Below are 24730 nucleotides of genomic sequence, written 5' to 3' on the forward strand. Positions count from 1 at the left end.
CTCTCGCCCGTCTAGCGATTAGTGGCGGCGACCCATTCGTCGAGTTTGGCGCTCGCGCGCCCGGAGTCGACGAGGTCTTCGGCGCGCTCAAGCTGTTCGCGCAGTCGCTGCACGAGAGGTCGCCGGCTTTCGTCGGCATCCTTCGCGAGTTCAAATGACGCCAGGCCCGCAGCAGCGTTGAGTAGGACGACGTCGCGCGCGGGCGACCTCTCCCCTGCCAAAATTGACCGGATCACTTGCGCGTTGTACTCCGGGTCCTTACCTAAAAGCGCTTCGATCGGCGCGCGGGGAATGCCTAACTCAAGCGGGTCGAGGTCGTGTTCGGTCACCGACCCACGCGATACTTCCCAGACATGGCTGTGGCCAGTAGTTGTCAGCTTGTCGATTCCATCGTCGCCGCGATAAACCAAAGCTGTAGCGCCGCGCGTTTGGAACACTCCTACCAGCAGGCTCACGCGTTCGCGGCTTCCTACGCCGACGGCTGAAGCCTGCGGACGCGCCGGGTTGCACAGCGGTCCGAGGATGTTGAAGAGAGTAGGAATGCCCATTTCACGGCGGGTCGGACCGGCGTGGGCGAAGCCGGGATGGAAGAGCGCAGCATAAACAAAAGTAATACCCACTTCATCCAACACTTCGGCAACGCGTTCCGGAGTGAGGTCAAGTTTGAGGCCTAGAGCACTGAGAACGTCGGACGCCCCGCTCTTGCTGCTGGCGCCGCGGTTGCCGTGCTTAATCACGGGCACGTCCCCCGCCGCGGCGATAACCGACGCTACTGACGAGATGTTCAGCACCGCACCGTAGGGGTCGCCACCGGTCCCAACGATGTCCAGTGCCATCGGATCGACAGGCAACGGTAGAGCGCTAGCTAAGGCTGCGTCACGGAATCCCACGATCTCGTCAACGGTCTCGCCCTTGATCCGAAGCGCAATTAACATGGCAGCCAACTGAGCGGATGTTGCTTCACCGACCATCACAGAATTCATCGCCCAAGAAGCTTGGCTGATCGACAAATCCTTGCCGGAAACAAGCGTTGAAAGGATTTCTGGCCAAGTTGGGGATGCAGACATGAATGAAATCCTACCGATCCTGAGCCGACAGGCCGGAGATTGAAAAACTTACGCCGAGTTATCAGCCATAATAGATACGTGACCACAGCTGCCCTCAACCGCTCTCTTGGAGCCCAGTCTGTCCAGCGACCGAACACTGTTGCGGTCGGTACCATCGTTTGGCTTGGTAGCGAGGTGATGTTCTTTGCCGGCCTCTTCGCTATTTACTTCACGTTGAAGTCGACGTCCCCCGGATTGTGGGCGGAACAGACCGAAAAGCTCAATGTGCCATTCGCGACGACCATCACGATCATCCTCGTGCTCTCGTCGGTGACCTGCCAGTTCGGCGTCTTCGCCGCTGAGCGCATGCAAGTGAGCCGCACCGGCTCGCTATTCGACATGCGCAAGTGGGGCATGACCGAGTGGTTCTTCATGACGTACGCCATGGGCGCCGTCTTCGTCACCGGCCAGGTCTGGGAGTACGCAACACTCGTCTCCGAGCACGTCAGCCTCTCGAGCGATTCCTACGGCTCGGCCTTCTACATCACCACCGGGTTCCACGGACTCCACGTCGCGGGTGGCCTCATCGCCTTCCTTCTCGTGCTCGGCCGCGGATTCGCCGTCAAAAAGTTCGGACACAAAGAGGCAACGACTGCAATCGTCGTTTCCTACTACTGGCACTTTGTCGACGTAGTGTGGATCGGCCTCTTCCTCATCATCTACGTGCTCAAATAAGAAACGGAATAGACGTAATGGCCTTAAAGGCAGCTCGCGCGTCAGGCGGATCTCAATCTGCTGGGCGACGCCATCCCCTTGCGACTGTAGCCCTCCTGCTCGTCGGGCTCTTGGGTACGGGCGGCGCGTATGCGCTGTTCACCTCGAGTGCGACAGCAGAGACCAGCGCATCCGCTGAAGCTCTCGTCGAAGACGGCGGAAAGCTCTTCGCCGCAAACTGTGCAACGTGTCACGGTCTGAACCTCCAAGGAACGACTCAGGGCCCCACGCTCGTCGGCGTGGGTGCGGCAGCAACTGACTTCCAAGTTGGTACCGGTCGCATGCCGATGGCAATCACCGGCCCGCAGGCTGAAGTCAAGCCCGTTCAGTTCACTGAAGAGCAGGTTCAGGCCCTCGCGGTTTTCGTTGCTTCCAAGGGCCCGGGTCCTGCAATCCCTGCTGACGTGTACCTCACGGGTGACGCAGATGTTTCCAACGGTGCCGAGCTCTTCCGCGTCAACTGCGCCATGTGCCACAACGTTGCTGGTGCTGGTGGAGCGTTGACCGAGGGCAAGTACGCACCGCACCTCTCCGGAGTCACTTCGAAGCACGTCTACGAGGCCATGCTTACCGGCCCGCAGAACATGCCGGTCTTCAACGACACCAACCTCACTCCCGAAGAGAAGGCCGACGTCATCACGTACCTCAAGTACCTCGATGAGACTCCTTCCGTGGGTGGATTCACGCTTGGATCACTCGGCCCCGTTTCTGAGGGTCTGTTCATCTGGATCTTCGGCCTTGGCGCGATCGTGGCAATCACGGTCTGGCTCACGGCTAAGTCAAACTAGTTAGCGACCGCTTCACAGCGGACGGTTGAAGGGATAAGAATGGCAGACGACCACGGCGACACCGCCGGCAGCACGGCTGCGGGTAAGGACGTCGAGCAGCACGGCGCTCCTGCACACAGTGCAGGCACCGCCGTCGTCGCAAGTGACGAGGTACCCAACCCGGGGTTCCTTCCTCATCGCCCCCGCGTCACGGACCTCGACCCCAAAGTCGACAAGCAGCAAGAGCGTCGCGTTTCGACGCTCTTCGTCCTGTCGATCGTCGGAAGCGTTCTCGCAGTAGTCGCCTACTTCGCGTTTCCGATTGAGCCGGGCAACATGCAGTCGGTGCGTAACAACACCTTGTTCCTTGGTCTGGGAATCACGCTTGGCCTTTTGGGAATCGGTATTGGTGCCGTTCACTGGTCCAAGGCGCTCATGCAGGGTCACGACCTTGTCGAACAGCGCCACGGAACACGCGGCAGCGAAGAAACTCGAGCCAAGGCTATTGAAGTGTTCACGCTGGGCAACAAGGACTCCGGCTTTGGGCGTCGTACGCTGCTGCGGAACACTCTCATCGGTGCCCTCGTCGTTACGCCCCTTCCCGCCATTGTGCTGTTCCGTGACTTGGCTCCCGCCGAGAACCCGGTGGGGCTGCTCAAGCACACCTTCTGGGAAAAGGGTATGCGCCTGACGCGCGACCCGAGCGGAACGCCGATCAAGGCATCTGACCTCACGATCGGTTCTGCCTTCCAAGTCATTCCCGAAGGGCTCAACGACTCCGAGCACCGCATCGAGGAGAAGGCGAAAGCCGCTGTTCTCCTCGTTCGTTTGAAGCCCGAAGACCTGCAGGTTTCTGAAGGACGCGAAGACTGGAACTACGACGGAATCGTCGCTTACTCCAAAATTTGCACCCACGTCGGATGCCCGGTTGCGCTCTACGAACAGCAGACACACCACTTGCTGTGCCCGTGCCACCAGTCGCAGTTCGACATCACCCGCGAAGCAGCCGTTATCTTTGGCCCTGCAAAGCGTCCACTTCCGCAATTGCCGATCACCGTCGACTCTGAGGGTTACCTCATCGCACAGAGCGACTTCGAAGAACCCATCGGTCCAAGCTTCTGGGAGCGCAAGCTATGACAACCACCCCCACCCAGGACGCACAGCCCAAGACACGCGGACAGCGTTTCACCGGAGCTGCAGCGAACTACATTGACGAGCGCACCAGCATCTCAGGGCTCGTCAAAGAGGTAGGTCGCAAGATCTTCCCCGACCACTGGTCCTTCATGCTCGGTGAGGTAGCTCTTTACAGCTTCATCGTCATCCTGCTCTCAGGAACGTTCTTGACGTTCTTCTTCGAAGCATCGATGGTCGAAGTCCACTACGAGGGTTCTTACGCACCGCTCAAGGGAATCGAGATGTCGGCGGCTATGGCCTCCACACTCGATATTTCCTTCGACATCCGCGGTGGACTCCTCATGCGCCAGGTTCACCACTGGGCAGCGCTGCTGTTCGTGGCTTCCATCGGCCTGCACATGCTCCGCGTGTACTTCACGGGAGCATTCCGCAAGCCGCGTGAGATCAACTGGTTCATCGGCTTCGTGCTCTTCATCCTCGCGATGGCTGAAGGCTTCACCGGCTACTCGCTCCCCGATGACCTGCTCTCCGGTAACGGTCTGCGCATCATCGACGGAATGGTCAAGGGAATCCCGGTCATCGGAACCTGGATCTCCTACCTGTTGTTCGGTGGAGAATTCCCCGGCGTTGACATCGTGAGCCGTCTTTACATCCTGCACATCATGTTGCTGCCAGCGATTATCATCGCTGCTATCGGTATCCACATGCTGCTGCTCGTGATCAACAAGCACACGCAGTTCGCTGGCCCCGGTCGCACCAACGACAATGTTGTGGGCTCCCCCGTTATGCCTGGCTTCGCAGCCAAGGCCGGTGGATTCTTCTTCATCGTCTTCGGTGTCATTACGCTGATCGCATCGACGTTCTCGATCAACCCAGTCTGGGTCTACGGACCGTACGACCCCTCGCCGGTTTCTGCGGGTACTCAACCTGACTGGTACATCGGATTCGCCGACGGCGCCCTCCGACTCGTTCCACCAGGGTGGGAAACCGAGTGGTTCGGCTTCACGTGGTCCTTCAACATCATCGCTCCGCTGGTGATTCTGGGGCTGTTCATTGCGATCGTTGCCTTCTACCCCTTCATTGAGGCGTGGATCACCGGAGACAAGCGCGAACACCACATCGCTGACCGCCCGCGCAACGCTCCGACCCGTACCGCTGTCGGTGCTGCCGGTGTCACGTTCTACGCAGTCCTTTGGGCCGCCGCGAGCTCCGACCTCTTGGCAACGCATTTCAAGCTGTCGATCGAGGGAGTTATTCACTCCTGCCAGGCTCTGCTCATCTTCGGACCGATCATCGCGTACTTCATCACGAAGCGTGTCTGCCTCGGCCTACAGAAGAAGGACCGCGAGATTGCCCTCCACGGGTACGAGTCGGGCCGAATCGTACGCTTGCCGCACGGCGAGTACATCGAGGTTCATGAGCAGCTCTCCGAGTACGAGCGGTGGAAGCTTGTCAGCTACACGGACTACAAGCCGTTGATGATCCGCCCGGATGACCAGGGACGGATCGGCTTCGGACAACGTCTGCGTGCTTCGGCTTCGCGTTGGTTCTTCGAAGACCGCATCGCTCCTGTGTCGCAACAGGAGATCGAGCAGTCAAAGGACGAGCACCACTAAGGTTGCTCCCCGTTCTAAACAGTGTGGGCCTCACCGAATTTATTTCGGTGAGGCCCACACTGTTTTAACAACGGTGCTGCTGCTCTCTGCGACATCTGAGTTGAGTAAGTTGGGTTAGGTTTGCTTCATGAGAGATGGGCGTTCTGATCTGATCCCCGATCAGCCGCAGAGCAATCAACCGATGCGGGCCTCGCCGCCAGAGAAACGCTTACTCTTCCTTCTGGGGCCAGCATTTGTTGCTGCAATCGCCTACGTTGACCCCGGCAACGTCGCCGCGAACCTCACAGCGGGTGCAAAGTACGGCTATCTGCTCGTATGGGTGCTCGTTGTGGCCAATGTTATGGCAGTGCTGATCCAATACCTGTCCGCAAAGTTGGGACTGGTAACCGGCAAGAGTCTGCCCGAGCTCTTAGGCGAGAGACTCCCCCGGCGTAGGCGCCTGATGTTCTGGGCACAGGCCGAGCTCGTCGCCGCAGCGACAGATCTCGCCGAAGTCATCGGCGGCGCAATCGCCTTGCAGATTCTCTTCGGCCTTCCCCTCCCGCTCGGCGGACTCATCATGGGGGTGATCTCCACCGTCCTGCTCTCGGTACAGTCACGACGGGGGCAACGACCGTTCGAGTTCGTGATTATCGGACTTCTGGCGGTCATCACCGTTGGTTTTATTGCCGGCCTTTTCGTAAGTCCGCTATCGCTGAGCGAACTTGTTGGAGGGCTGGTCCCGAGATTCCAGGGCACGGAGACAATCCTTTTGGCCGCCAGCATGCTCGGCGCGACCGTGATGCCACACGCCATCTACCTGCATTCGGGGCTGGCCCGTGACCGTCACGGAGCCAGCGTCGACCCGGCACGAATACCTCGACTCCTCCGCGCAACGCGCTGGGATGTCGCGATCGCGCTCGTTATCGCTGGTTCAGTAAACATCGCGATGCTGCTCCTCGCCGCCGCTAGCCTCCGTGGAGTGGCCGGCACGGATAGCATCCAGGGGGCCCACGCTGCGATTGTGGCGGCACTCGGCCCGGCGGTGGGCATCATCTTCGGCATTGGCCTTCTCGCCTCCGGACTCGCCTCTACATCAGTGGGTAGTTACGCCGGCTCCGCGATCATGGCAGGACTACTCCACCTTCGTGTCCCGCTGCTCACCCGCCGCGTCGTAACGTTGATACCGGCTCTGATAGTTCTGGCGATCGGCTTCGACCCCACCAGCGCATTGGTGCTGAGTCAAGTGCTCTTGAGCCTCGGCATCCCATTTGCGCTAGTCCCGCTCGTCGCCTACACGCAGAACAGTACGATCATGGGCGAATTCGCGAACCCACGTATCGTCACCTGGATCGCGTGGCTCGTCACGGGGCTTATCGTGCTGCTCAACGTAGTGCTGATTGTGCTTGTCGTCGCAGGTGGAGCGTAGAATCCGACACGACAATCACGACGTCGTTCTTGCGGCCCCACGCGATGACGAAATGGCGTGGAATTTTAAACGGCCGCGCTAACGGAACCGCACGGGCAAACAGCGGTGGGCGCCTAGTCGAAAACGCGTTTGAGGAAGTCCGCGGTCGACATGTAGCCGATGCGCTCGAAGAAGTTGGCTGAACCGCGGCTGGGCACCGTGAGTTGGCGTACGCCACGCTCGAGGCACACTGCCTCCACGGCTTCTACCAGGCGGGTACCGATTCCAGAATTGTGCACACTGCTATCGACTACCAGCTCTTGCAATTGAGCGGAGCATCCGTTGGTATGAAGAAGATGTGCGATGGTCGCGAAGGCATAGCCCACGACTGCGCCGTCCGACTGGGCGGCCACCAACATAAGCGTGGTGGCCCCGTCGTCTACGGCGTGCGCGAAAGCGGAATCGAAGGCTTCCCGATCGGGCGCGTACTCAGTGCCGAGCTGTTTGAGAAGCTCAAATACTGAAGACGCGTCGAGAGCGGTCGCCGCCCGAATCTGCGTCGCGTTAGTGAGCGAAGTATCCGCGGTAATACTCATACGTCCACCCTACGAGGCTAACGACGAGAATTCCTGCGCCGATGAATGCGATCCATGGACCAATAGCTACACCAAGGAAAACGAGCGAAGCGGCACCGGCCAGAATAATGGGCCACCAGCTCCAGGGGCTGAAGTGCCCCTGCTCCGCGTCACCGTCTTCGATGTTGGCGTCCATACGGTCTTCGGCCAACTCAGCACCCTGTGCCTTGTGAACCTTATCGAGATAGAACGCGATCAGCGCCCAGAGCATCCCGCTCAAAAGCAGGGTGATAGTACCTACCCACTCAATGCGCTGGTGAGCAGCATCGAGGAGAGACCAGACGGTGTAGAGCGCCGAGAGGAAGAAGAAGAAGACCGTGAGAATCCAGTAGAGCTTGACGTTCGCATTCATTGGTTACTTCACCTTTTCATCTGCAAGGTCGTAGACCGGAGCGTCGGGCGCATCCTTGCCTGGACCGATGCCTACGGGGATACCCGCTTCGGGGTGATTCAGGTCGAAAGCCGGGGATTCCGAACGGATCCGAGGGATCGACGTGAAGTTGTGTCGAGGCGGCGGGCAACTTGTGGCCCACTCGAGCGAGCGACCGTAGCCCCACGGGTCATTGACCGTGACCTTGGGCGCCTTGCGTGCGGTCATGTAAACGTTGAAGAGGAATGGAATCATCGACACCGCCAGAATGAACGCACCAATTGTCGAGACCTGGTTCATCCACGTCACGCCGTCTTCGGCGAGGTAGGTACGGTAACGACGCGGGAGAGCGACGACACCGGCCCAGTGCTGAATGAGGAACGTCATGTGGAAGCCGATGAACAGCAACCAGAAGTGGATCTTGCCGAGCTTCTCGTTCAGCATCTTGCCAGTCCACTTCGGCCACCAGAAGTAGAAACCGCTGAACATTGCAAATACAACGGTTCCGAAGACCACGTAGTGGAAGTGAGCTACAACGAAGTAGGTGTCCGATACGTGGAAGTCGAGCGGCGGGCTGGCGAGAATAACACCCGTGAGGCCACCGAACGTAAAGGTGACGAGGAATCCGATAGCCCACAGCATGGGAGTTTCGAAGGTGATCGAGCCGCGCCACATTGTGCCGATCCAGTTGAAGATCTTCACGCCCGTCGGCACCGCGATAAGCATCGTCATCAGCGAGAAGAACGGAAGCAGCACAGAACCGGTGACGTACATGTGGTGAGCCCACACCGTTACCGACAGGGCAGCAATCGAAATTGTTGCGTAGATGAGGGTGCTGTAACCGAAGATCGGCTTGCGGCTGAAGACCGGGAATACTTCAGAGACGATCCCGAAGAACGGGAGCGCAATGATGTAGACCTCAGGGTGACCGAAGAACCAGAAGAGATGCTGCCAGAGCAGAACACCGCCATTTGCCGGGTCATAGATATGAGCATCAAAGACACGGTCCGCGCCGAGGCCGAACATAGCCGCCGCCAAAACGGGGAAGGCCATCAGGATCAGCAGCGACGTCACGAGGGTGTTCCACGTGAAGATCGGCATGCGGAACATAGTCATACCCGGAGCACGCATCGTGATGATCGTGGTGATGAAGTTGACCGCACCGAGAATGGTTCCAAACCCGCTCATCGCAAGGCCAAAGACCCACAGGTTTCCGCCGATACCGGGTGAGAACGTGGTGCTCGACAACGGCGCATACGCAAACCAACCGAAGGAGGCCGCCCCCTGAGGGGTGAGGAATCCGGCGACCGCGATTAACGAACCGAAGCTGTAAAGCCAGTATGCGAAAGCGTTAAGACGCGGGAACGCAACGTCGGGAGCACCGATCTGAAGCGGCATCAGAACATTCGCGAAGCCAGCGAACAACGGCGTAGCGAACATCAACAGCATGATCGTGCCGTGCATCGTGAACAACTGGTTGTACTGCTCACCAGTCGCGACGATCGAGAGACCCGGCTCAAAGAGCTGAGCGCGGATGACCAGAGCCATCACACCGCCGAGGAGGAAGTAGAAGAATGACGTGATCAGGTACATGTACCCAATAGTTTTGTGGTCCGTCGAGGTGATCCAGTTCACCATGACGTTGCCCTTACGTTCGACGCTCATGAGCCCTATTCCTCGTCGTTGCTGCCGTTGCCGGGCAAGTTCTGGTTGACGTTGTATTCAATTCCGATTTGACCCTCGAAGCCGGCGTCGCGCTGGCTCTCGATGTACTCGTCGTACTCGGCCTGAGACACGACCTTGACCGTGAAGAGCATGAGCGAGTGGTATTCACCACAGAGCTCAGCGCACTTTCCTTGGTAGGTGCCTTCCTTGGTGGGGATGAAATACATGTAGTTGCTCTTACCGGGGATCATGTCCTTCTTGTAAAGGAAGTCCACCACCCAGAAAGAGTGAATGACGTCGCGAGACTCAATCTTGATCTCGACCTTCTTATCAACGGGAAGAACCAGTTGAGGAAGGTTGTCGACGTCAACAGTGCCGTCGGGGTTGAAGTCTGCTTGAACACCGGCGCTGTAGACATTGTCGTCCACGTAGTTGAAGTCCCATGCCCAACGCTTGCCGATGACCTCGATGGTGACGTCGGGGTTTGCATCAACTTGTTCGATAGCGGCCTGGTCACGCGCGGTGAACGCGAAGAACCCGATGACCAAAATGAGGGGAACGATCGTGTAGAAAACTTCGATCGGCATGTTGTAGCGAAGCTGAACCGGCAAGCCGGTCTGTCCACGGCGACGTCGGTAAACGACTGCAGCCCAGATGATGAGGCCCCAGGTAATGACACCCACAATGAGCAACACGATCCACGACGTGACCCACAAGCCAATGATGCGACTTGTGTGGTTGGTGGTTTCGGGATCTCCCGGGAGCCAGCCCTGCAACTGCTCTTGAGTACAGCCGGTCAGCACCAGCATCGTAACTAGAGCTAGTGGGATCGCTGCCCATCGAATTCGGCGGTTAGAGCGCACCTGTGACCTCTCGAAGAACACGGACTAATACCTTTCCAGTGTATATGCAGCGAGAGGGGGTATTGATTACCGCCTCGCCCCGCACAAGCGAAAAGGTGCACCAAATCGGCGCACCTTCTCTCAAAATTGCTATGAAATTAGTGGAAACTGTCGCCGCAGGCGCAGCTACCTTCAGCGTTCGGGTTATCAATAGTGAAACCCTGCTTCTCAATCGTGTCTTCGAAATCGATGCTCGCACCGTCAAGGTACGGAACACTCATTTTGTCGACGACAACTTCAACGCCCTCGCCGAAGTCACGGCTAACGTCTCCGTCGAGGAACCGCTCGTCAAAGTAGAGCTGATAGATGAGCCCTGAGCATCCGCCCGGCTGAACAGCCAAACGAAGACGAAGGTCATCGCGGCCCTCTTGCGACATGAGGCTACGAACTTTGTTCGAGGCAGCCTCCGTCAGTGCAACACCGTGGGTGTCAATTTCAACAGCGGAATCAGTCATGAACTAATTCTACGCCCGTCGTTCCAACTTTGCGAGCAGCAACGCTTCCGTGAGGATGGCCCGCTTGAATACGCCGAGGTGCAAAGATTCATTCGGGCTGTGCGCCCGCGACTCGGGGTCTTCGACTCCGGTGACGAGAATCTGTGCCTCCGGAAACACTTCAACAAGGTCGGAGATAAAGGGGATTGACCCGCCGATTCCTGTCTCGAGAGGTTCGTTTCCCCACGCCTCATGCATGGCAGTCTTGACGACCTCAACGGCCCAGCCACTCGTGTCGACGAGAAAGGGACTGCCCTTGTCGACATCGGAGATCTCAAGGTGGGCGCCAAAGGGCGCGTTAGCCTCGAGATGATCGCGCAGCGCCACAAAAGCGTCTTCAGGATCTTGGCCTGGCGCAATCCGAGCGCTCAGCTTGACGGTCACACTCGGTGTCAACGTGTTGGATGCGTTAACGACCGTGGGAGCGTCAATGCCCGTGATCGTCACTGCCGGCTTATCCCAGAGTCGACTCAACACCGTGCCATCGCCGATCGAGGAGACTCCGTCGAGCAATCCAGCTTCGTGACGAAGCTTGTCTTCGCTGTATTCCGGAGTCGGCGACTCACGACTGGTGAGACCGTTGACCGCGACAGCGCCGTCTTCTCCGTGCAACGTCGCGAGCAGCTTGATTGCAGCGAGCATCGCATCCGGAACCGCTCCCCCGAACATGCCTGAGTGCGACGCGTGCGCCAGCGTAGAGATCGTGAGCTTGAACGTCACATTTCCGCGCAATCCGACGGTCAGGGACGGGGTGTTGATGTCCCAGTTGTCTGAGTCGGCAACCACGATCACGTCGGCCGCGAGTTTCTCGCGATTCTCGGTGATGAAGTTCGCGAACGAACGCGAACCAAACTCTTCTTCGCCTTCAAAGAACGCCACAAGCCCCAGATCGAAATCACTACCCACCGTTTCCACGAAAGCACGGATCGCGGCGACGTGAGCCATGATTCCCGCTTTATCGTCTGCTGAACCACGGCCGTACAGCCGATCACCGCGCACCGTGGGCTCAAAGGGCGGCGAGTCCCAATCAGCGTCGTGGCCGGGAGGCTGCACGTCGTGGTGCGCGTAGAGCAAAATAGTGGGTTTGCCGTTTTTGGCTTTGCGTGTGGCTAACAGCGCGGGATGCCCGAGAACATCGCCTTCGATCGGCGCTTGAGCAAGCTCCACGGTGTCAAACACACCGATCCCCTCTATGAGAGCCTGAGCTGCTTCCGCGCTGCGCTTGACCTGGTCTGCGTCGAAGCCATCCCAGGAAACTGAGGGGATGCGAACGAGCGCGCTCAACTCTGCGATGGTCGCCGGCAACGCAGCCTCCACGGCTTCGGTGAGGGGAACGAGCAGAGGATCGGGAGTCGTCGACGCTGACGTCGGCTGCGGCGTATGAGTCATACGAGTAATCTTAGATCGACACCAACGCAAGGAACCCCGTGGCAAAAGCATCTTCGACCGAAAACACCCCCACTCCCGAGAACTCTGGCGAGCACGAGATCGTGTCCGCCGGCAAAGGGCGTCCCACCCCCACTCGTAAGGAGCGCGAGGCCGCGAACCTGCGCCCGCTCGTCTCTAACGACCGCAAAGAAGCGCGTCGCACGGCTCGCACTCAGATGCAGGCTGAGCGTGAAAGAGCTCGCATCGGCATGGCGAACGGTGAAGAGAAGTACCTTCCGATTCGCGATCGGGGTCCGCAGAAGCGTTTCGTGCGCGATTATGTAGACGCGCGCTTCAACGTTGGTGAGCTTCTCGTGCCGATGATGTTCGCCGTCATCATCATGACGTTCTTCCCTCAGCCCGAAGTGCAGGTCATCGGTCTCATGGCGCTGTGGGGCTTCTTCATCGTTGCGACTCTCGACGCGGTACTGCTCGGTCTTCGACTGCGCAAGAAGATCAACGAAAAGTATGGCGAATCGCGCGCCGAGCGCGTGCGTTGGTACGCGGCCATGCGCTCGCTTCAACTGCGCATCATGCGCCTGCCCAAGCCGCAGGTTAAGCGCGGGCAATTCCCCGCCTAAGCTCCGTTCGAACGCTGCGCCGTTAGGCGGAGTGTGAACGCATGAGGTTTGCGAGCTTCGTATTGATCGATCGCGCCCAGAATGGGCCGCGGTAGATGAACCCGGTGTAGCCCTGAACGAGCGTGGCTCCCTCCCGGAGTCGCTCCGCAACGTCTTCAGCGGTTTCGACGCCGCCAACGGAGATCACACAGAACTCCGCAGGCACAACCGTGCGAATGATTCGCAGTAGTTCAAGAGAACGTGCGGCGACCGGCTTTCCCGATACTCCTCCGGCTCCCGCTGCTTCAACCGTCGCGGCGGGCGTCGAAAGACCCTCCCGCGAAAGCGTCGTGTTCGTCGCGATAATTCCGTCAAGTTCAACTGCCGCAAGGTGCGCGATTGCTCGAGCTTCGTCATCCGTGACGTCAGGTGCAATCTTTACCAACACCGGAGTATCTCCCGCTGCAGATTTCACCGCGGTCAGCAACGGCTTGAGCTTGTCGATCTCTTGCAAGCCCCGCAGGCCCGGGGTGTTGGGCGAGCTGACGTTTACGACGAGATAGTCAGCGAGGGGCGCCAACGCTCGAGTGCTCGTTAGGTAATCGGCTACAGCATCGTCGACCGTGACGACACGCGATTTACCGATGTTGACGCCGATCACTGGACGCCCGGCGCGACGACGGGCACGTTCGATCACGCCAGCGGCGCGAATCGCACCCGCATTGTTGAAGCCCATGCGGTTGATGACGCCACGGTCTGCTACGAGACGAAAGAGCCGAGGCTTGGGGTTGCCGGGCTGCGGAAGCGCCGTGATCGTACCAACCTCGACATGGCTGAAACCCAGCTGGCCTAGGCCTTGGATACCCACGCCGGACTTGTCGAAGCCAGCGGCGACCCCGAATGGCGAATCGAACGTGAGCCCCAAAGTTTCTACACGCAACGAGGGATCGACCGAGCGCTGCAGCAGCTTCCCAACCCCGATGGCGGGCAACACACGAATGACGGAAAACGCGAGTGAGTGTGCGAGTTCTGGATCGAGTCGTTTGAGAACAGTGCGGAAGAAAAAGTCGTACATAGCTAACGGTGCTCTCAGCGGTAGAAGGTGGGGAAAATCGTCACGTCACCGAGGCAACTAAGCGCCGGTGCCGTGATCCAAACGAAGTTGACTGATCGCGGCGTCAAAGTCGTCGAGCGAGTCAAAGGCTTGATAGACACTGGCGAAACGCAGGTACGCGACCTCATCGAGATCGCGCAGCGGTGAAAGAATCGCGAGACCAATCTCATTCGCGTCGATCTGCGCGGCACCCGTCGCTCGAATCGACTCTTCGACCTTCTGCGCGAGAACGGCCAGATCAGTATCGGTAACCGGACGCCCCTGGCACGCTTTACGCACGCCGCTGACTATCTTCTCGCGACTGAACGACTCCACGACTCCGTTGCGCTTAATCACGTTCAACGATGCGGTCTCGGTCGTAGAGAAGCGGCGCCCACACTCGGGGCACTGCCGACGACGACGAATCGAAAGGCCATCGTCACTGGTTCGTGAGTCGACGACCCTGCTGTCAGGATGCCTGCAAAAAGGGCAATACATAGTGTGTCAAGAGTACCCGGTTAGCGGTCGCTGAATCGCTTACTCACAGCAGCGCCATGAGCGGGAAGATCTTCGGCCGCGCTCAGTGCCACGATGTGAGGCTCAAGCTCACGCAAAGCCTCGTGGCTGTAACGAATCACCTGCTGCGGCCGGAGGAAAGTGTAGGCACCGAGGCCCGAGGAGAATCGTGACTGACCACCGGTCGGCAGCACGTGATTCGAGCCCGCCAGGTAGTCGCCCAGGCTAACGGGAGATTGATCACCGAGGAATATTGCTCCGGCGTTGTCGATCATGTCGAGCACCGCGCCTGACTCTTCCGTTTGGATCTCGAGGTGCTCGGGGCCGTACGCGTTGCTCAAGGCAGCAGCAGCAGCCATGTCGTTGACCAGCACAATTGCTGACTGCTGACCGTCGAGTGCGACGGCAGCGCGCTGCGAGTGCGGTGTAACCGCTAGTTGCTCGGCAAGGTGGATTCGTACCGCATCCGCTAACTCTTCTGAATCGGTGACAAGTACAGCTGCGGCGAGCTCATCGTGCTCGGCTTGACTGAGCAGATCCGCAGCAACGAGCCGCGGATCGGCCGCCCCATCAGCGATGATCAAGATCTCGGTCGGGCCTGCTTCAGAGTCGATACCAACGATGCCACGCACGGCCCGCTTCGCTGCGGCGACGTAGACGTTTCCCGGGCCCGTAATGATGTCAACGGGGTCGAGGCCGAGCTCTTGAACGCCATAGGCGAATGCCCCAATGGCGCCGGCTCCCCCCATGGCATAGACCTCATCGACCCCGAGGAGACCGGCAGCACCCAAGATCGTGGGGTGCACAGCTCCCCCGAAGCCGCGCTGTGGTGGCGATGCTAACGCGACTGACGAAACGCCGGCGACCTGGGCGGGAACCACATTCATGATCACGCTGGAGGGATACACGGCTTTGCCGCCGGGCACATAGAGACCCACGCGGTTGACAGGCTGCCAGCGCTGAACAATTTCAGCGCCGTCGCCCAGTTGCGTCATCATGGGCGATGGAATTTGAGCCTTGCTCGCCGTGCGAACGCGGTCAATGGCCAACTCGAGAGCCTCGCGAACGGCCGGCTCAAGCGCTCGGGTCGCCCGGGTAATCTCGTCGGCGTGGATTCGAACGCGCTCGGGAAGAACGCCGTCTAGCCGCTCTGCCTGATCAAGTAGCGCTTGCTCGCCGTGTTCTCGCACATCGTTGATGAGCTGAATAGCAGCGGCGGAGGCCACCGACACGTCCATCTGGGCACGTGGGATGACACGAGAAAGTTCCGCACGGCTGAGAGCGGCGGACCGGAGATCAATAATATTCAACGACATGGCTTGACTATGCTAGTTCGTTCTCGCTTGGAATTCGCCCGAGGCAATTAGGGTTGGGATGAGCATATGGATAATTCAGACCTAGCAAACGGAATCGACGCCTTCAAAGCCGCCTTTAGGCGTCACGCGGCAGGAGTTGCTGCCATCACATCGGTGGCGCCAGACGGGCGTCCGGTGGGATTTACGGCGACTTCTCTCGCGTCGCTCGCCGCTGTGCCGCCGCTGGCTACGTTCAACATGGCTCAGGCCTCGAGCTCGTGGCCGGCGATCACGGTGGGCAACCATATCGCCATCCACATGTTGGGCCCCCACAGCAGACATCTCGCTGAAACCATGGCCGCTGATCATGACCTTCGGTTTGTGGGCGACCACTGGCGAGCAAGCGAGAACGGGCTTCCGCTGCTGGAGGGTGCTACGGCCATCATGATTGGGCGCATCGTCGACGTGCATCCGGTGCACAACAACGCGGTGGTTGTCGTCGAAATCGAACACGGCATCCTCGGCGCCGAAGATGAAGCGCTGCTGTACCACGAGCGCACCTACATGCGCCCTCTCGCTCTCGAGAGTGACTCGCCCAGCGTTTAGCCGAGCGACCCCGGACCCAGCAGCGACTTGACTTCGCCATAGAGGTCAGCGGAAACCTTGACTCGGTAGGGCAGTTCGAACACCCGCGCAACATCGCCGCGCACGAGGCGCAGACGAACTTCGACATCGCCGGCATGCCGGATGAGAACCTCACCAAGGCCCGAAACGACATCGGTGGTCGCCCGCTGCTCTTTCACCGTCAACACGATTGGCCCCGAGCCCAAGCTGGGCCCGAGATCCGGCGAGAACATACTCACCGCGTGAAGGTTCATGCCGTCGTCTCGAGCACTGGCTCGACCGCGCACCACGACGATTGAGTCGTTCACTAACCCCGGAGCGAACTCTTGATAGGTCTTGCCCAAGAACATGACGTCGATCTCGCCTGCAAAGTCTTCTACCGTGACGATGCCGTACTGGTTTCCGCTATTGCGAGCAACGCGGTGCTGCACGCTTGTTACCAGTCCCGCGATAGACACGTGCTCGCCGTCGGCAACAGCATCCCCCGCTAAGACTTCGGTGATCGTGAAGTCTTGATGCTTCGCAAGCTGAAGCTCGAGGCCTGAGAGCGGATGATCGGAGACATACAGCCCCAACATCTCGCGCTCGAAGGCAAGCTTGTCGCGTTTCGACCATTCGGGACGATCGGGAACACCGTCGTCATCCTCGTCAAAATCGAAGATTCCGCCAAAGAGGTCAACTTGACCGTTGGCCTCGTTGCGCTTGAGGCTCACCGCAGAATCACACGCACCCTCGTGAATCTCTAGCAGCCCGCGACGCGTTGCTCCCAAGGAGTCAAACGCGCCGGATTTGATCAGCGATTCAACGGTGCGCTTATTGGCGACCTGAATCGATACTTTGCGCAGGAAATCGTGGAAGGACTCGAAACGGCTCTTCTCGGTGCGCGCCCGTACGATTTGCTCGACGACGGCAGCGCCAACGTTACGCACTGCACCGAGGCCGAAGCGGATGTCGCCGGAGACAGCAGTGAAGTTCACGGTCGATTCGTTGACATCTGGCGCCAGCACCTTGATGCCCATGCGCCGGCACTCACTCAAGTACATTCCGAGCTTGTCTTTGGAATCCCCGACGCTCGTCAGGAGCGCCGCCATGTACTCGGCTGGGTAGTTTGCTTTGAGGTATGCAGTCCAGTAACTCAGTACGCCGTAACCTGCGCTGTGAGCCTTGTTGAAGGCGTAGTCGGCGAAGGGCATGAGCGTTTCCCAGAGCACCTTGACGGCTTCTTTGCTGTACCCGTTGGTCTGCATGCCCGTTTCGAAGCCCAGGAACTGCTTGTCGAGCTCTTCCTTCTTCTTCTTACCCATGGCGCGGCGAAGAACGTCAGCCTGCCCCAAGCTGAAGCCAGCAACTTTCTGAGCAACCGACATGACTTGCTCTTGGTACACGATGAGACCAAAGGTCGTACCAAGAATCTCGCGCAGGGGCTCTTCGAGCTCGGCATGAATAGCGTCAATGCTCTCAAGACCGTTCTTGCGAAGGGCATACTTCGTGTGCGAGTTCATTCCCATGGGGCCCGGACGGTACAGGGCAATCACCGCGGAAATATCTTCGAAGTTGGTGGGCTTGAGCTGCTTAAGCAGGGCACGCATCGGCCCACCATCGAGCTGGAACACTCCAAGAGTGTCTCCGCGCGCGAGCAGATCGTACGTTTTTTGGTCCGCGTCGAGATCGAGATCCTCGATGATCAGCGGCGACCCAGTGTTGGCCTCAATCATCTTGAGCGCATCTTCAATAACCGTGAGGTTTCGAAGACCCAAGAAGTCCATCTTGATCAGGCCGAGGCTCTCCAGCGGTGGCTGGTCGAACTGGGTAATGATGGCGCCATCGTCTTCACGGCGCATGATGGGAAGTACATCCAGTAGCGGCTCAGCCGAAAGAACAACACCGGCGGCGTGAACTCCCCACTGACGTTTGAGGCCCTCAAGACCGACCGCGGTCTCGAAGACTTTTGCCGCCTCATGATCAGTGTCGACGATGCCCCGGATGTCGGCGGCCTCTTTGTAACGCGCGGCGTCCTTGTTGCGTACGTCGCCGAGTGAAATGTCTTTACCCATGATGGCGGGAGGCATAGCCTTGGTGAGCTTTTCGCCTACCGAGTAGGGCATGCCCAGCACTCGCGCGGAGTCCTTGAGAGCCTGCTTGGCCTTAATCGTTCCGTACGTCACGATCTGAGCTACTCGATCGTCGCCGTACTTATCGGTGACATAGCGAATTACTTCGCCACGTCTGCGATCGTCGAAGTCGACGTCGACGTCAGGCATCGACACACGTTCAGGGTTGAGGAAGCGCTCGAAGATCAAGCCGTGATGTAGCGGGTCTAGCTCAGTAATGCCCACAGCGTACGACGCCATTGAGCCGGCGGCAGAACCGCGACCGGGGCCGACACGAATACCCTGCGACTTAGCCCACTCGATGAAGTCGGCAACGACGAGGAAGTAGCCGGGGAAGCCCATCTGCTGAATAACATCGACTTCATACTTCGCCTGCGCCAAATGCGCTTCGGATGGTGCGTTGTTGAAGCGCTTGTTCATACCGCGCGCAACTTCTTTTTCGAACCAGGTTGCTTCGGTCTCCCCTTCGGGAACCGGGAAACGCGGCATGAGGTCGCGACCTTCGAAACTGATCTCGCTGCGTTCCGCAATCAGCAGCGTGTTATCGCACGCCTCGGGATGCTCACGAAAGAGAGATCGCATCTCTGCAGCCGACTTGAGGTAAAACTCGTTCGAGTCGAACTTGAAGCGGTTGGGGTCGTCGAGGGTGGAGGCGGACTGCACGCACAATAGAGCCGCGTGTGCTGTCGCATCATGCGCATGTGTGTAGTGCAGGTCGTTGGTGGCCAGCAACGGCATGTCGAGCTCTTTAGCGAGCTTGATGAGGTCGAGAATGGTGCGTCGCTCAATGTCGATGCCGTGATCCATGATTTCGGCAAAGAAATTCTCTTTGCCGAAGATGTCTTGAAATTCTGCTGCCGCCTGGCGTGCCTCGTCATACAAGCCGAGACGAAGTTTGGTTTGCACCTCACCACCGACACAACCGGTCGTAGCGATAATTCCCTTGGAATACTCGCTGAGCAGTTCACGGTCCATACGTGGCTTGAAGTAAAAGCCCTCGATGGAGGCGCGCGAAGACAGACGGAAAAGGTTATGCATTCCCTCGTTGTTGTGAGAGAGCAGCGTCATGTGGGTGTAGGCACCGCTGCCGCCCACATCATCGCGGGCCTGGTCGCTACGACCCCAGCGCACTCGAGTCTTATCGCTGCGCGAAGTACCCGGCGTTACATAGGCCTCGGTGCCGATAATCGGCTTAATGCCCTTGGCCGTCGCCTGCTTCCAAAAGTCGTACGCGCCGAACATGTTGCCATGGTCAGTGATGGCAATAGCCGGCATACCCTGCTCGACAGCTGCGTCCAGCAGCGGTCCAACGCGAGCAGCACCGTCGAGCATTGAGTACTCGCTGTGAACGTGCAAATGCACAAATGAGTCGTTATTAGCAGCCACCGACACTCCGAATTCTTTCGAAATCTAGCCTAAGCCAGCACCCCGGAGGTACTCTAACTGACGCGCCCTAGTCGGCTCGAAGCACCTCAAGTGCTGCCTGAAGGTCAGCCGGGTACGGTGACTCGAACGTGACCTGTTCGCCCGTAGCCGGATGAGCAAATCCGAGCTTGTGGGCGTGCAGCCACTGGCGGGTCAGTCCCAAACGGGCCGAGATCGTGGGATCGGCGCCGTACATTGTGTCGCCGACGCAAGGGTGGCGCTGAGCGGCCATATGAACACGAATTTGGTGGGTGCGCCCGGTTTCAAGATGCACTTCAACGAGCGCCGCTGACGGAAATGCCTCGAGGGTCTCGTAGTGAGTGATCGAGTCCTTGCCGCCTGCCACGACCGCAAACTTCCAGCTCGAGCCCGGGTGACGCCCAATCGGAGCGTCGATAGTGCCGGCAAGAGGGTCAGGATGCCCCTGAACGATGGAGTGGTAAATCTTGCTGACTTCGCGATCGTGAAAAGCTCGCTTGAGAGCCGTGTAGGCGATCTCCGACTTCGCCACAACCATGAGTCCGCTCGTTCCCGCGTCGAGGCGGTGCACGATCCCGGCTCGCTCGGCGGCACCAGAAGTGGAAATACGGTAGCCGGCCCCAGCAAGCGCACCGAGGACGGTCACTCCATCCCAGCCGATCGAGGGATGGGCGGCAACGCCGGCAGGCTTATCGATGACCACGATGTGCTCATCATCGTAAACAATACCCAGACTATCGAGCACCACCGGGACGATCTGAGGCTCAGTCTTCGACACCCACGACACTTCGAGCCAGGAGCCTGCAACGAGACGATCAGACTTGCCCACCGTCGCGCCATCCATCGTTACTCCCCCGCTCGCGGCTACCTCCGCGGCGAAGGTGCGTGAGAATCCGAGCAGTTTAGCGAGGGCGGCGTCAACTCGTTGCCCCGCGAGGCCCTCGGGAACCGGCAAGCTTCGAGTTTCCACTGGTGCTCCTAGATATCAATGTCAAAAGGTGTGGTGCCACACATCCCAGCCACAAGGAATGAGGTGCGAACACAGCAAAAGCCGCCAGCGGCGGTGGAGCCTAAGCTCGCACCGGCCGGCTGACGGCTCGTGCAGAAAAACTAGCTACCGGAGAAGCCAGAGAAGCTAGCTGGCGGCTGCTGTGCCGACTGCGGCGCAGCGAAATCTTCGGGAGTGAGGTGACCAGAAGGCTGCGAGGCCGGAGCCTGGCCCTGCTGAGCGGACTCCTGAAGCGAAGGGCCACCCGCGGAGACGAGGCTCGATGAGTCAAGCTCGTGCAGCTGGTCTTCGATGTAGCTCTTGAGCTTGTCGCGGTACTCGCGCTCAAAGTTACGCAGCGATTCGATGCGACCTTCGAGAGCCTCACGCTCGTGCTCGAGAATTCCGAGCTGTTCGCGCTGCTTAGCGTCAGCCTGAGCGGCAATCTCAGCGGCGGCAGACTTGCTCTCGGTGAGGATCTCGGCAGCGGATGCGCGACCTTCGGCGACGATGTCGGCGGCAGATGCCTGGCCTTCAGCGATAAGCGCATCGCGCTTCTGAACGCCCTCACGCACGTGCTCTTCGTGAAGACGGCGCGCGAGCTGGAGAAGGTTGTTCGTGCTACTGGCGTCATCGAGAACCGACGAAGCGGGCTCGGGAGCTGCCACAGCAGGAGCAGGAGCGCTCTCGATAGCAGCAGGGGCTGGAGCAGCGATTGCTGCCGGCGCCGGGGCCGCTGCAGCAGCACTGCCTGCGGACTGTTGAAGTTCAGTCGCGCGAGCTTCAGCAGCGCTCAAGCGCTGACGGAGCTCGTCGTTTTCTTGGTTCAGTCGTCGCAACTCGACAACGACCTCGTCGAGAAAATCGTCGACGTCATCTTGGTCGTATCCCTCGCGGAATTTTGTCGATTCAAACCGCTTGTTGACCACGTCTTCTGGAGTCAAAGCCATTGCCGCCACCTCTAAAACTTTCTTTCAACGTATACATAACGTTCAACATTCGCGTCACAGCGTACTGACGAAACCTGATTAGTTGCCGCATGAACTACGACAACACTACATCGGCAGCCTGCAGATCTAAAAGCCCCGCAAAATGGAGGTGAGAATTATGCAGACGAGCATGACCAGCATCCAAGACAAATCAAGCGCTCCGTTGCCGATACGAACCATGGGCACGACCTTGCGGACGGCCTTGATCGGAGGATCGGTAATCGTGAACACGAACTCAGAAAGCACGAGACCAATGCCACTGGGGCGCCAACCGCGAGCGAAAACGACGACGAGATCGAGAATGAACCGAGCCCACATCGTAAACATGAACAGGGTGATGGCGTAGTACGCCACCGCGGCGATAACTGAAACGGGATTCACCCCTCTAGGTTAGCGGGGGAAAAGACGCCCGCTGACAACGGGTTTACTGCCCGAAGAAGGACGCGTCCACGTCAGATTCGACTTCAGCCTGCTCGCCACTGACGGCAACGTGGGCGGGCGAGAGCAGGAATACCTTGCTCGTGACACGCTCGATCTTGCCGTAGAGCCCCTGCGAGAGACCGCTAGCGAAGTCGACCAAACGACGCGCATCGGGCTCACTCATCTGGGACAGGTTGATGATGACGGGGATGCCTTCGCGGAAGTTTTCCGCGATCAGCTGAGCGTCCTTGTACTGGCGCGGGTGCACCGTCAAAATCTCGTTCATCTCTGCCTCCGCAGTGCTGGGTGCAGCACGACGCAACGGGGTAACCGGTGCGCGGTTAGAGCTCGCTGGAGCCGGTGCTGCTGCGACAGGGGCGACCGGCGCGGCTGGCGTAGTCGTTCCCTGTTCGTACTCGTAGTCCTCATCGGCGAGGCCGAGGTAGACCATTGTCTTGCGCAGTGGGTTGGCCATGATAATCCTCCGAATGGTGAAGCTTCTAATTCGAGATTAACCATGGTCGGGTCGATTTCCCGTGATTGCCGTGCCAATGCGTAGGTGTGTCGCACCTTCCGCGATCGCGTCAGCGAAGTCGCCGGACATCCCCATCGAGAGCGCTGAAGCGTCGGGATGTTGCACCTGCACGCGCTCGGACAGAGCCCTCAGAGAAGCGAACGCCGGCCTCGGGTCTTCCCCCAAGGGAGCAACGCCCATGATGCCGCGCAGGCGAAGTCCGGGAGCCGCAGCAACGCGATCGGCAAACGCCTCAAGGTCTGCAGCCACAACGCCGCCGCGCCCGTGGTCATCGGTCAAGTTGACCTGCACGAACGCATCGAGCGGCGTTTCAGCCTGGGTGCTCGACAGCGCTGTGATGAGCGAGTCCCGATCCACCGAATGGATCGCATGACAATAAGCACGAGCTTGACGCGCCTTCTTGCTCTGGAGTTGGCCGACAAAGTTCCACCGCAAGTCGAGATCGGCGAGTTCAGCTGCCTTGGCTTGCGCTTCTTGGTGTCGGTTCTCACCGACATCGCGAACGCCGAGCGCGTGGAGTTCACGCACGAGGCTCGCGGGATGAAACTTAGTGATCACGATGCGCGTGATCGACGACAGATCGCGGGATGCGGCGCGTGCGGCATCCGCGATTCTGTCGTCGACCTCTGCAAGTCGTTCGCCCAACGGAGTTAGGTCGACCATCACGGCTACTTCAGAAAGTCGGGAACGTCGAGATCATTGTCGTTCTCGTCGTCATCGTCGAAGCTGCGGTCGATCGGCGTTGCCGGAACGGCGCTCGGCTGCGACTTCCAGTCGGTGTCCTTCGTCGTCGCGGAGTTGTCGGCTGCAATGTGCTCAGCTGGCGGCTCAGGTACAACGTAGTTGGTACGGCGGCCTTCTACAGGCTTAGCCGCAGGCTCTCCCCCGTCGAACCCCGCCGCGATGACAGTCACGCGAACTTCATCGCCGAGAGTGTCGTCAATGACGGCACCAAAGATGATGTTGGCTTCGCGGTGGACAGCTTCTTGAACAAGACGCGCCGCATCGTTGATCTCGAAGATACCGAGGTTGGATCCGCCCTGAATCGAGAGCAGTACGCCGTGCGCCCCATCGATGCTGGCTTCGAGCAACGGGGAGGCAACAGCCAACTCAGCCGCTTTTATGGCCCGGTCGGCCCCGCGTGATGAGCCAATGCCCATGAGCGCAGAACCGGCACCCTGCATAACCGACTTGACATCGGCGAAGTCAAGGTTAATCAATCCGGGGGTCGTGATCAGGTCGGTGATGCCCTGGACGCCGGCGAGCAGAACCTGGTCAGCGGTCGAGAACGCCTCGAGCATGCTGATGCCACGGTCACTAATTTCGAGAAGACGATCGTTGGGCACAACGATGAGCGTGTCGACCTCGTTCTTGAGGGTCTCCACCCCGATCTCCGCCTGCGACGAACGGCGCTTGCCCTCGAAGCCGAACGGCTTCGTGACAACTCCAATCGTGAGAGCGCCAATCGACTTAGCGATACGGGCGACGACCGGTGCACCACCGGTACCCGTTCCACCACCCTCACCAGCGGTCACGAAGACCATGTCGGCGCCCGCAAGCGCCTCTTCGATCTCTTCGGCGTGATCTTCGGCAGCACGACGGCCAACCTCAGGATCGGCGCCGGCTCCTAGTCCACGCGTGAGTTCGCGACCGACGTCGAGCTTGACGTCTGCGTCGCTCATGAGCAGCGCCTGGGCGTCGGTATTGATCGCAATAAACTCGACGCCTCGCAGGCCGAGCTCGATCATCCGGTTGACAGCGTTCACGCCACCGCCACCGATGCCGACTACCTTGATGACTGCGAGGTAGTTCTGGTTTGATGTCACTTTTCGGCCTCCACTGGAAACTATCAACCTCGACTTGAGGTTTAAAGTTATGCTCAGTATGTATTTCTTTTGTTGAGAGTATGCGGATAGCGCCCCGCACGGATGCACATGAACCGCGTGTCGGAAAGTGTTCAGGCAAATCGGGGGCAAC

At 59.2% G+C, this 24730-nt stretch carries 24 protein-coding genes; 7 read left to right on the forward strand and 17 right to left on the reverse strand.

The window, feature by feature from the left end; translation table 11 throughout:
• Positions 1 to 11: 11 nt before the first annotated feature.
• Complete coding sequence (gene trpD, locus I6E58_RS08875; RefSeq protein WP_197132376.1) at positions 12 to 1067, reverse strand: anthranilate phosphoribosyltransferase; 1056 nt, start codon at positions 1065 to 1067, stop codon at positions 12 to 14.
• 78 nt (positions 1068 to 1145) lie between these two features.
• Between trpD and I6E58_RS08880 the strand changes: the two genes are divergently transcribed.
• The 5 genes from I6E58_RS08880 (at position 1146) to I6E58_RS08900 (ending at position 6745) form a co-directional block, all read left to right on the forward strand.
• Entirely contained in the window at positions 1146 to 1781 is a 636-nt protein-coding gene (locus tag I6E58_RS08880; RefSeq protein WP_100389062.1) for a heme-copper oxidase subunit III, read from the forward strand.
• 17 nt (positions 1782 to 1798) lie between these two features.
• On the forward strand, positions 1799 to 2608 hold the full coding sequence (locus tag I6E58_RS08885; protein ID WP_129071332.1) for a c-type cytochrome: 810 nt from the start codon (positions 1799 to 1801) through the stop codon (positions 2606 to 2608).
• A gap of 39 nt (positions 2609 to 2647) precedes the next feature.
• Complete coding sequence (locus I6E58_RS08890; RefSeq protein WP_197132378.1) at positions 2648 to 3724, forward strand: ubiquinol-cytochrome c reductase iron-sulfur subunit; 1077 nt, start codon at positions 2648 to 2650, stop codon at positions 3722 to 3724.
• Positions 3721 to 5337, forward strand: a complete 1617-nt coding sequence (locus tag I6E58_RS08895; protein WP_197132380.1) for a ubiquinol-cytochrome c reductase cytochrome b subunit — start codon at positions 3721 to 3723, stop codon at positions 5335 to 5337. The genes I6E58_RS08890 and I6E58_RS08895 overlap by 4 nt, the downstream gene beginning before the upstream one ends.
• Before the next feature lie 181 nt (positions 5338 to 5518).
• Entirely contained in the window at positions 5519 to 6745 is a 1227-nt protein-coding gene (locus I6E58_RS08900) for an Nramp family divalent metal transporter (RefSeq protein ID WP_197132977.1), read from the forward strand.
• Between the two features lie 113 nt (positions 6746 to 6858).
• On the opposite strand, the gene I6E58_RS08905 is transcribed toward I6E58_RS08900, so the two are convergent.
• The 6 genes from I6E58_RS08905 to I6E58_RS08930 all read right to left on the reverse strand — a co-directional run bounded on the left by I6E58_RS08905 (position 6859) and on the right by I6E58_RS08930 (position 12179).
• The gene (locus tag I6E58_RS08905; RefSeq protein WP_129071329.1) at positions 6859 to 7320 is read right to left on the reverse strand and encodes a GNAT family N-acetyltransferase; all 462 of its coding nucleotides are present in this window, start codon (positions 7318 to 7320) and stop codon (positions 6859 to 6861) included.
• Entirely contained in the window at positions 7289 to 7711 is a 423-nt protein-coding gene (locus I6E58_RS08910) for a cytochrome c oxidase subunit 4 (RefSeq protein WP_197132382.1), read from the reverse strand. Before I6E58_RS08910 ends, I6E58_RS08905 begins: the two co-directional genes overlap by 32 nt.
• Positions 7712 to 7714: 3 nt before the next feature.
• The gene (ctaD, locus tag I6E58_RS08915) at positions 7715 to 9394 is read right to left on the reverse strand and encodes a cytochrome c oxidase subunit I (RefSeq protein ID WP_197132384.1); all 1680 of its coding nucleotides are present in this window, start codon (positions 9392 to 9394) and stop codon (positions 7715 to 7717) included.
• 5 nt (positions 9395 to 9399) lie between these two features.
• Complete coding sequence (coxB, locus tag I6E58_RS08920; RefSeq protein WP_307842052.1) at positions 9400 to 10278, reverse strand: cytochrome c oxidase subunit II; 879 nt, start codon at positions 10276 to 10278, stop codon at positions 9400 to 9402.
• 116 nt (positions 10279 to 10394) lie between these two features.
• The gene (locus I6E58_RS08925) at positions 10395 to 10751 is read right to left on the reverse strand and encodes an iron-sulfur cluster assembly accessory protein (RefSeq protein WP_129071325.1); all 357 of its coding nucleotides are present in this window, start codon (positions 10749 to 10751) and stop codon (positions 10395 to 10397) included.
• Between the two features lie 9 nt (positions 10752 to 10760).
• Positions 10761 to 12179, reverse strand: a complete 1419-nt coding sequence (locus tag I6E58_RS08930) for a dipeptidase (protein ID WP_197132386.1) — start codon at positions 12177 to 12179, stop codon at positions 10761 to 10763.
• A gap of 38 nt (positions 12180 to 12217) precedes the next feature.
• On the opposite strand from I6E58_RS08930, the gene I6E58_RS08935 reads away from it, so the two are divergent.
• Positions 12218 to 12799 carry a DUF3043 domain-containing protein gene (locus I6E58_RS08935; protein WP_197132389.1) on the forward strand — a complete coding sequence of 194 codons (582 nt, stop codon included), beginning with the start codon at positions 12218 to 12220 and terminating at the stop codon, positions 12797 to 12799.
• Between the two features lie 22 nt (positions 12800 to 12821).
• On the opposite strand, the gene I6E58_RS08940 is transcribed toward I6E58_RS08935, so the two are convergent.
• From I6E58_RS08940 to hisD, 3 genes are read right to left on the reverse strand one after another with little or no spacing between them, the layout of a single operon-like run.
• Positions 12822 to 13853 (reverse strand): quinone-dependent dihydroorotate dehydrogenase, encoded by a 1032-nt coding sequence (locus I6E58_RS08940; protein WP_197132392.1) that lies wholly within the window; start codon positions 13851 to 13853, stop codon positions 12822 to 12824.
• 57 nt (positions 13854 to 13910) lie between these two features.
• Positions 13911 to 14369 carry a transcriptional regulator NrdR gene (gene nrdR / locus I6E58_RS08945; protein WP_197132395.1) on the reverse strand — a complete coding sequence of 153 codons (459 nt, stop codon included), beginning with the start codon at positions 14367 to 14369 and terminating at the stop codon, positions 13911 to 13913.
• A gap of 20 nt (positions 14370 to 14389) precedes the next feature.
• Positions 14390 to 15703 (reverse strand): histidinol dehydrogenase, encoded by a 1314-nt coding sequence (hisD, locus tag I6E58_RS08950; RefSeq protein WP_197132398.1) that lies wholly within the window; start codon positions 15701 to 15703, stop codon positions 14390 to 14392.
• A gap of 66 nt (positions 15704 to 15769) precedes the next feature.
• Here hisD and I6E58_RS08955 point away from each other — a divergent pair, with 66 nt between their 5' ends.
• On the forward strand, positions 15770 to 16288 hold the full coding sequence (locus I6E58_RS08955) for a flavin reductase family protein (protein WP_197132401.1): 519 nt from the start codon (positions 15770 to 15772) through the stop codon (positions 16286 to 16288).
• Here the strand turns inward: I6E58_RS08955 and dnaE are convergent.
• From dnaE to ftsZ, 7 genes are all read right to left on the reverse strand, one after another.
• On the reverse strand, positions 16285 to 19803 hold the full coding sequence (dnaE, locus tag I6E58_RS08960; RefSeq protein ID WP_197132404.1) for a DNA polymerase III subunit alpha: 3519 nt from the start codon (positions 19801 to 19803) through the stop codon (positions 16285 to 16287). The two genes, I6E58_RS08955 and dnaE, sit on opposite strands and share 4 nt — an antisense overlap.
• A gap of 67 nt (positions 19804 to 19870) precedes the next feature.
• Positions 19871 to 20791 carry an RluA family pseudouridine synthase gene (locus I6E58_RS08965; protein ID WP_197132407.1) on the reverse strand — a complete coding sequence of 307 codons (921 nt, stop codon included), beginning with the start codon at positions 20789 to 20791 and terminating at the stop codon, positions 19871 to 19873.
• Positions 20792 to 20931: 140 nt separating this feature from the next.
• Complete coding sequence (locus I6E58_RS08970; protein WP_129071316.1) at positions 20932 to 21759, reverse strand: DivIVA domain-containing protein; 828 nt, start codon at positions 21757 to 21759, stop codon at positions 20932 to 20934.
• Between the two features lie 126 nt (positions 21760 to 21885).
• A complete protein-coding gene (locus I6E58_RS08975) occupies positions 21886 to 22179 on the reverse strand; it encodes a YggT family protein (protein WP_197132410.1) in 294 nt (97 codons plus the stop codon).
• A 43-nt stretch (positions 22180 to 22222) separates the two neighbouring features.
• Positions 22223 to 22693, reverse strand: coding sequence for a cell division protein SepF (locus I6E58_RS08980; protein ID WP_129071314.1), 471 nt, complete (start codon positions 22691 to 22693; stop codon positions 22223 to 22225).
• A 36-nt stretch (positions 22694 to 22729) separates the two neighbouring features.
• The gene (locus I6E58_RS08985; RefSeq protein ID WP_197132413.1) at positions 22730 to 23416 is read right to left on the reverse strand and encodes a YggS family pyridoxal phosphate-dependent enzyme; all 687 of its coding nucleotides are present in this window, start codon (positions 23414 to 23416) and stop codon (positions 22730 to 22732) included.
• A 5-nt stretch (positions 23417 to 23421) separates the two neighbouring features.
• Positions 23422 to 24579: a cell division protein FtsZ gene (gene ftsZ / locus I6E58_RS08990; RefSeq protein WP_197132416.1), complete on the reverse strand. Its 1158-nt coding sequence runs from the start codon at positions 24577 to 24579 to the stop codon at positions 23422 to 23424.
• Positions 24580 to 24730: the final 151 nt, after the last annotated feature.

The organism is Salinibacterium sp. SWN1162 (assembly GCF_015864675.1).
In the GTDB taxonomy this organism is placed as follows: Bacteria; Actinomycetota; Actinomycetes; order Actinomycetales; family Microbacteriaceae; genus Rhodoglobus.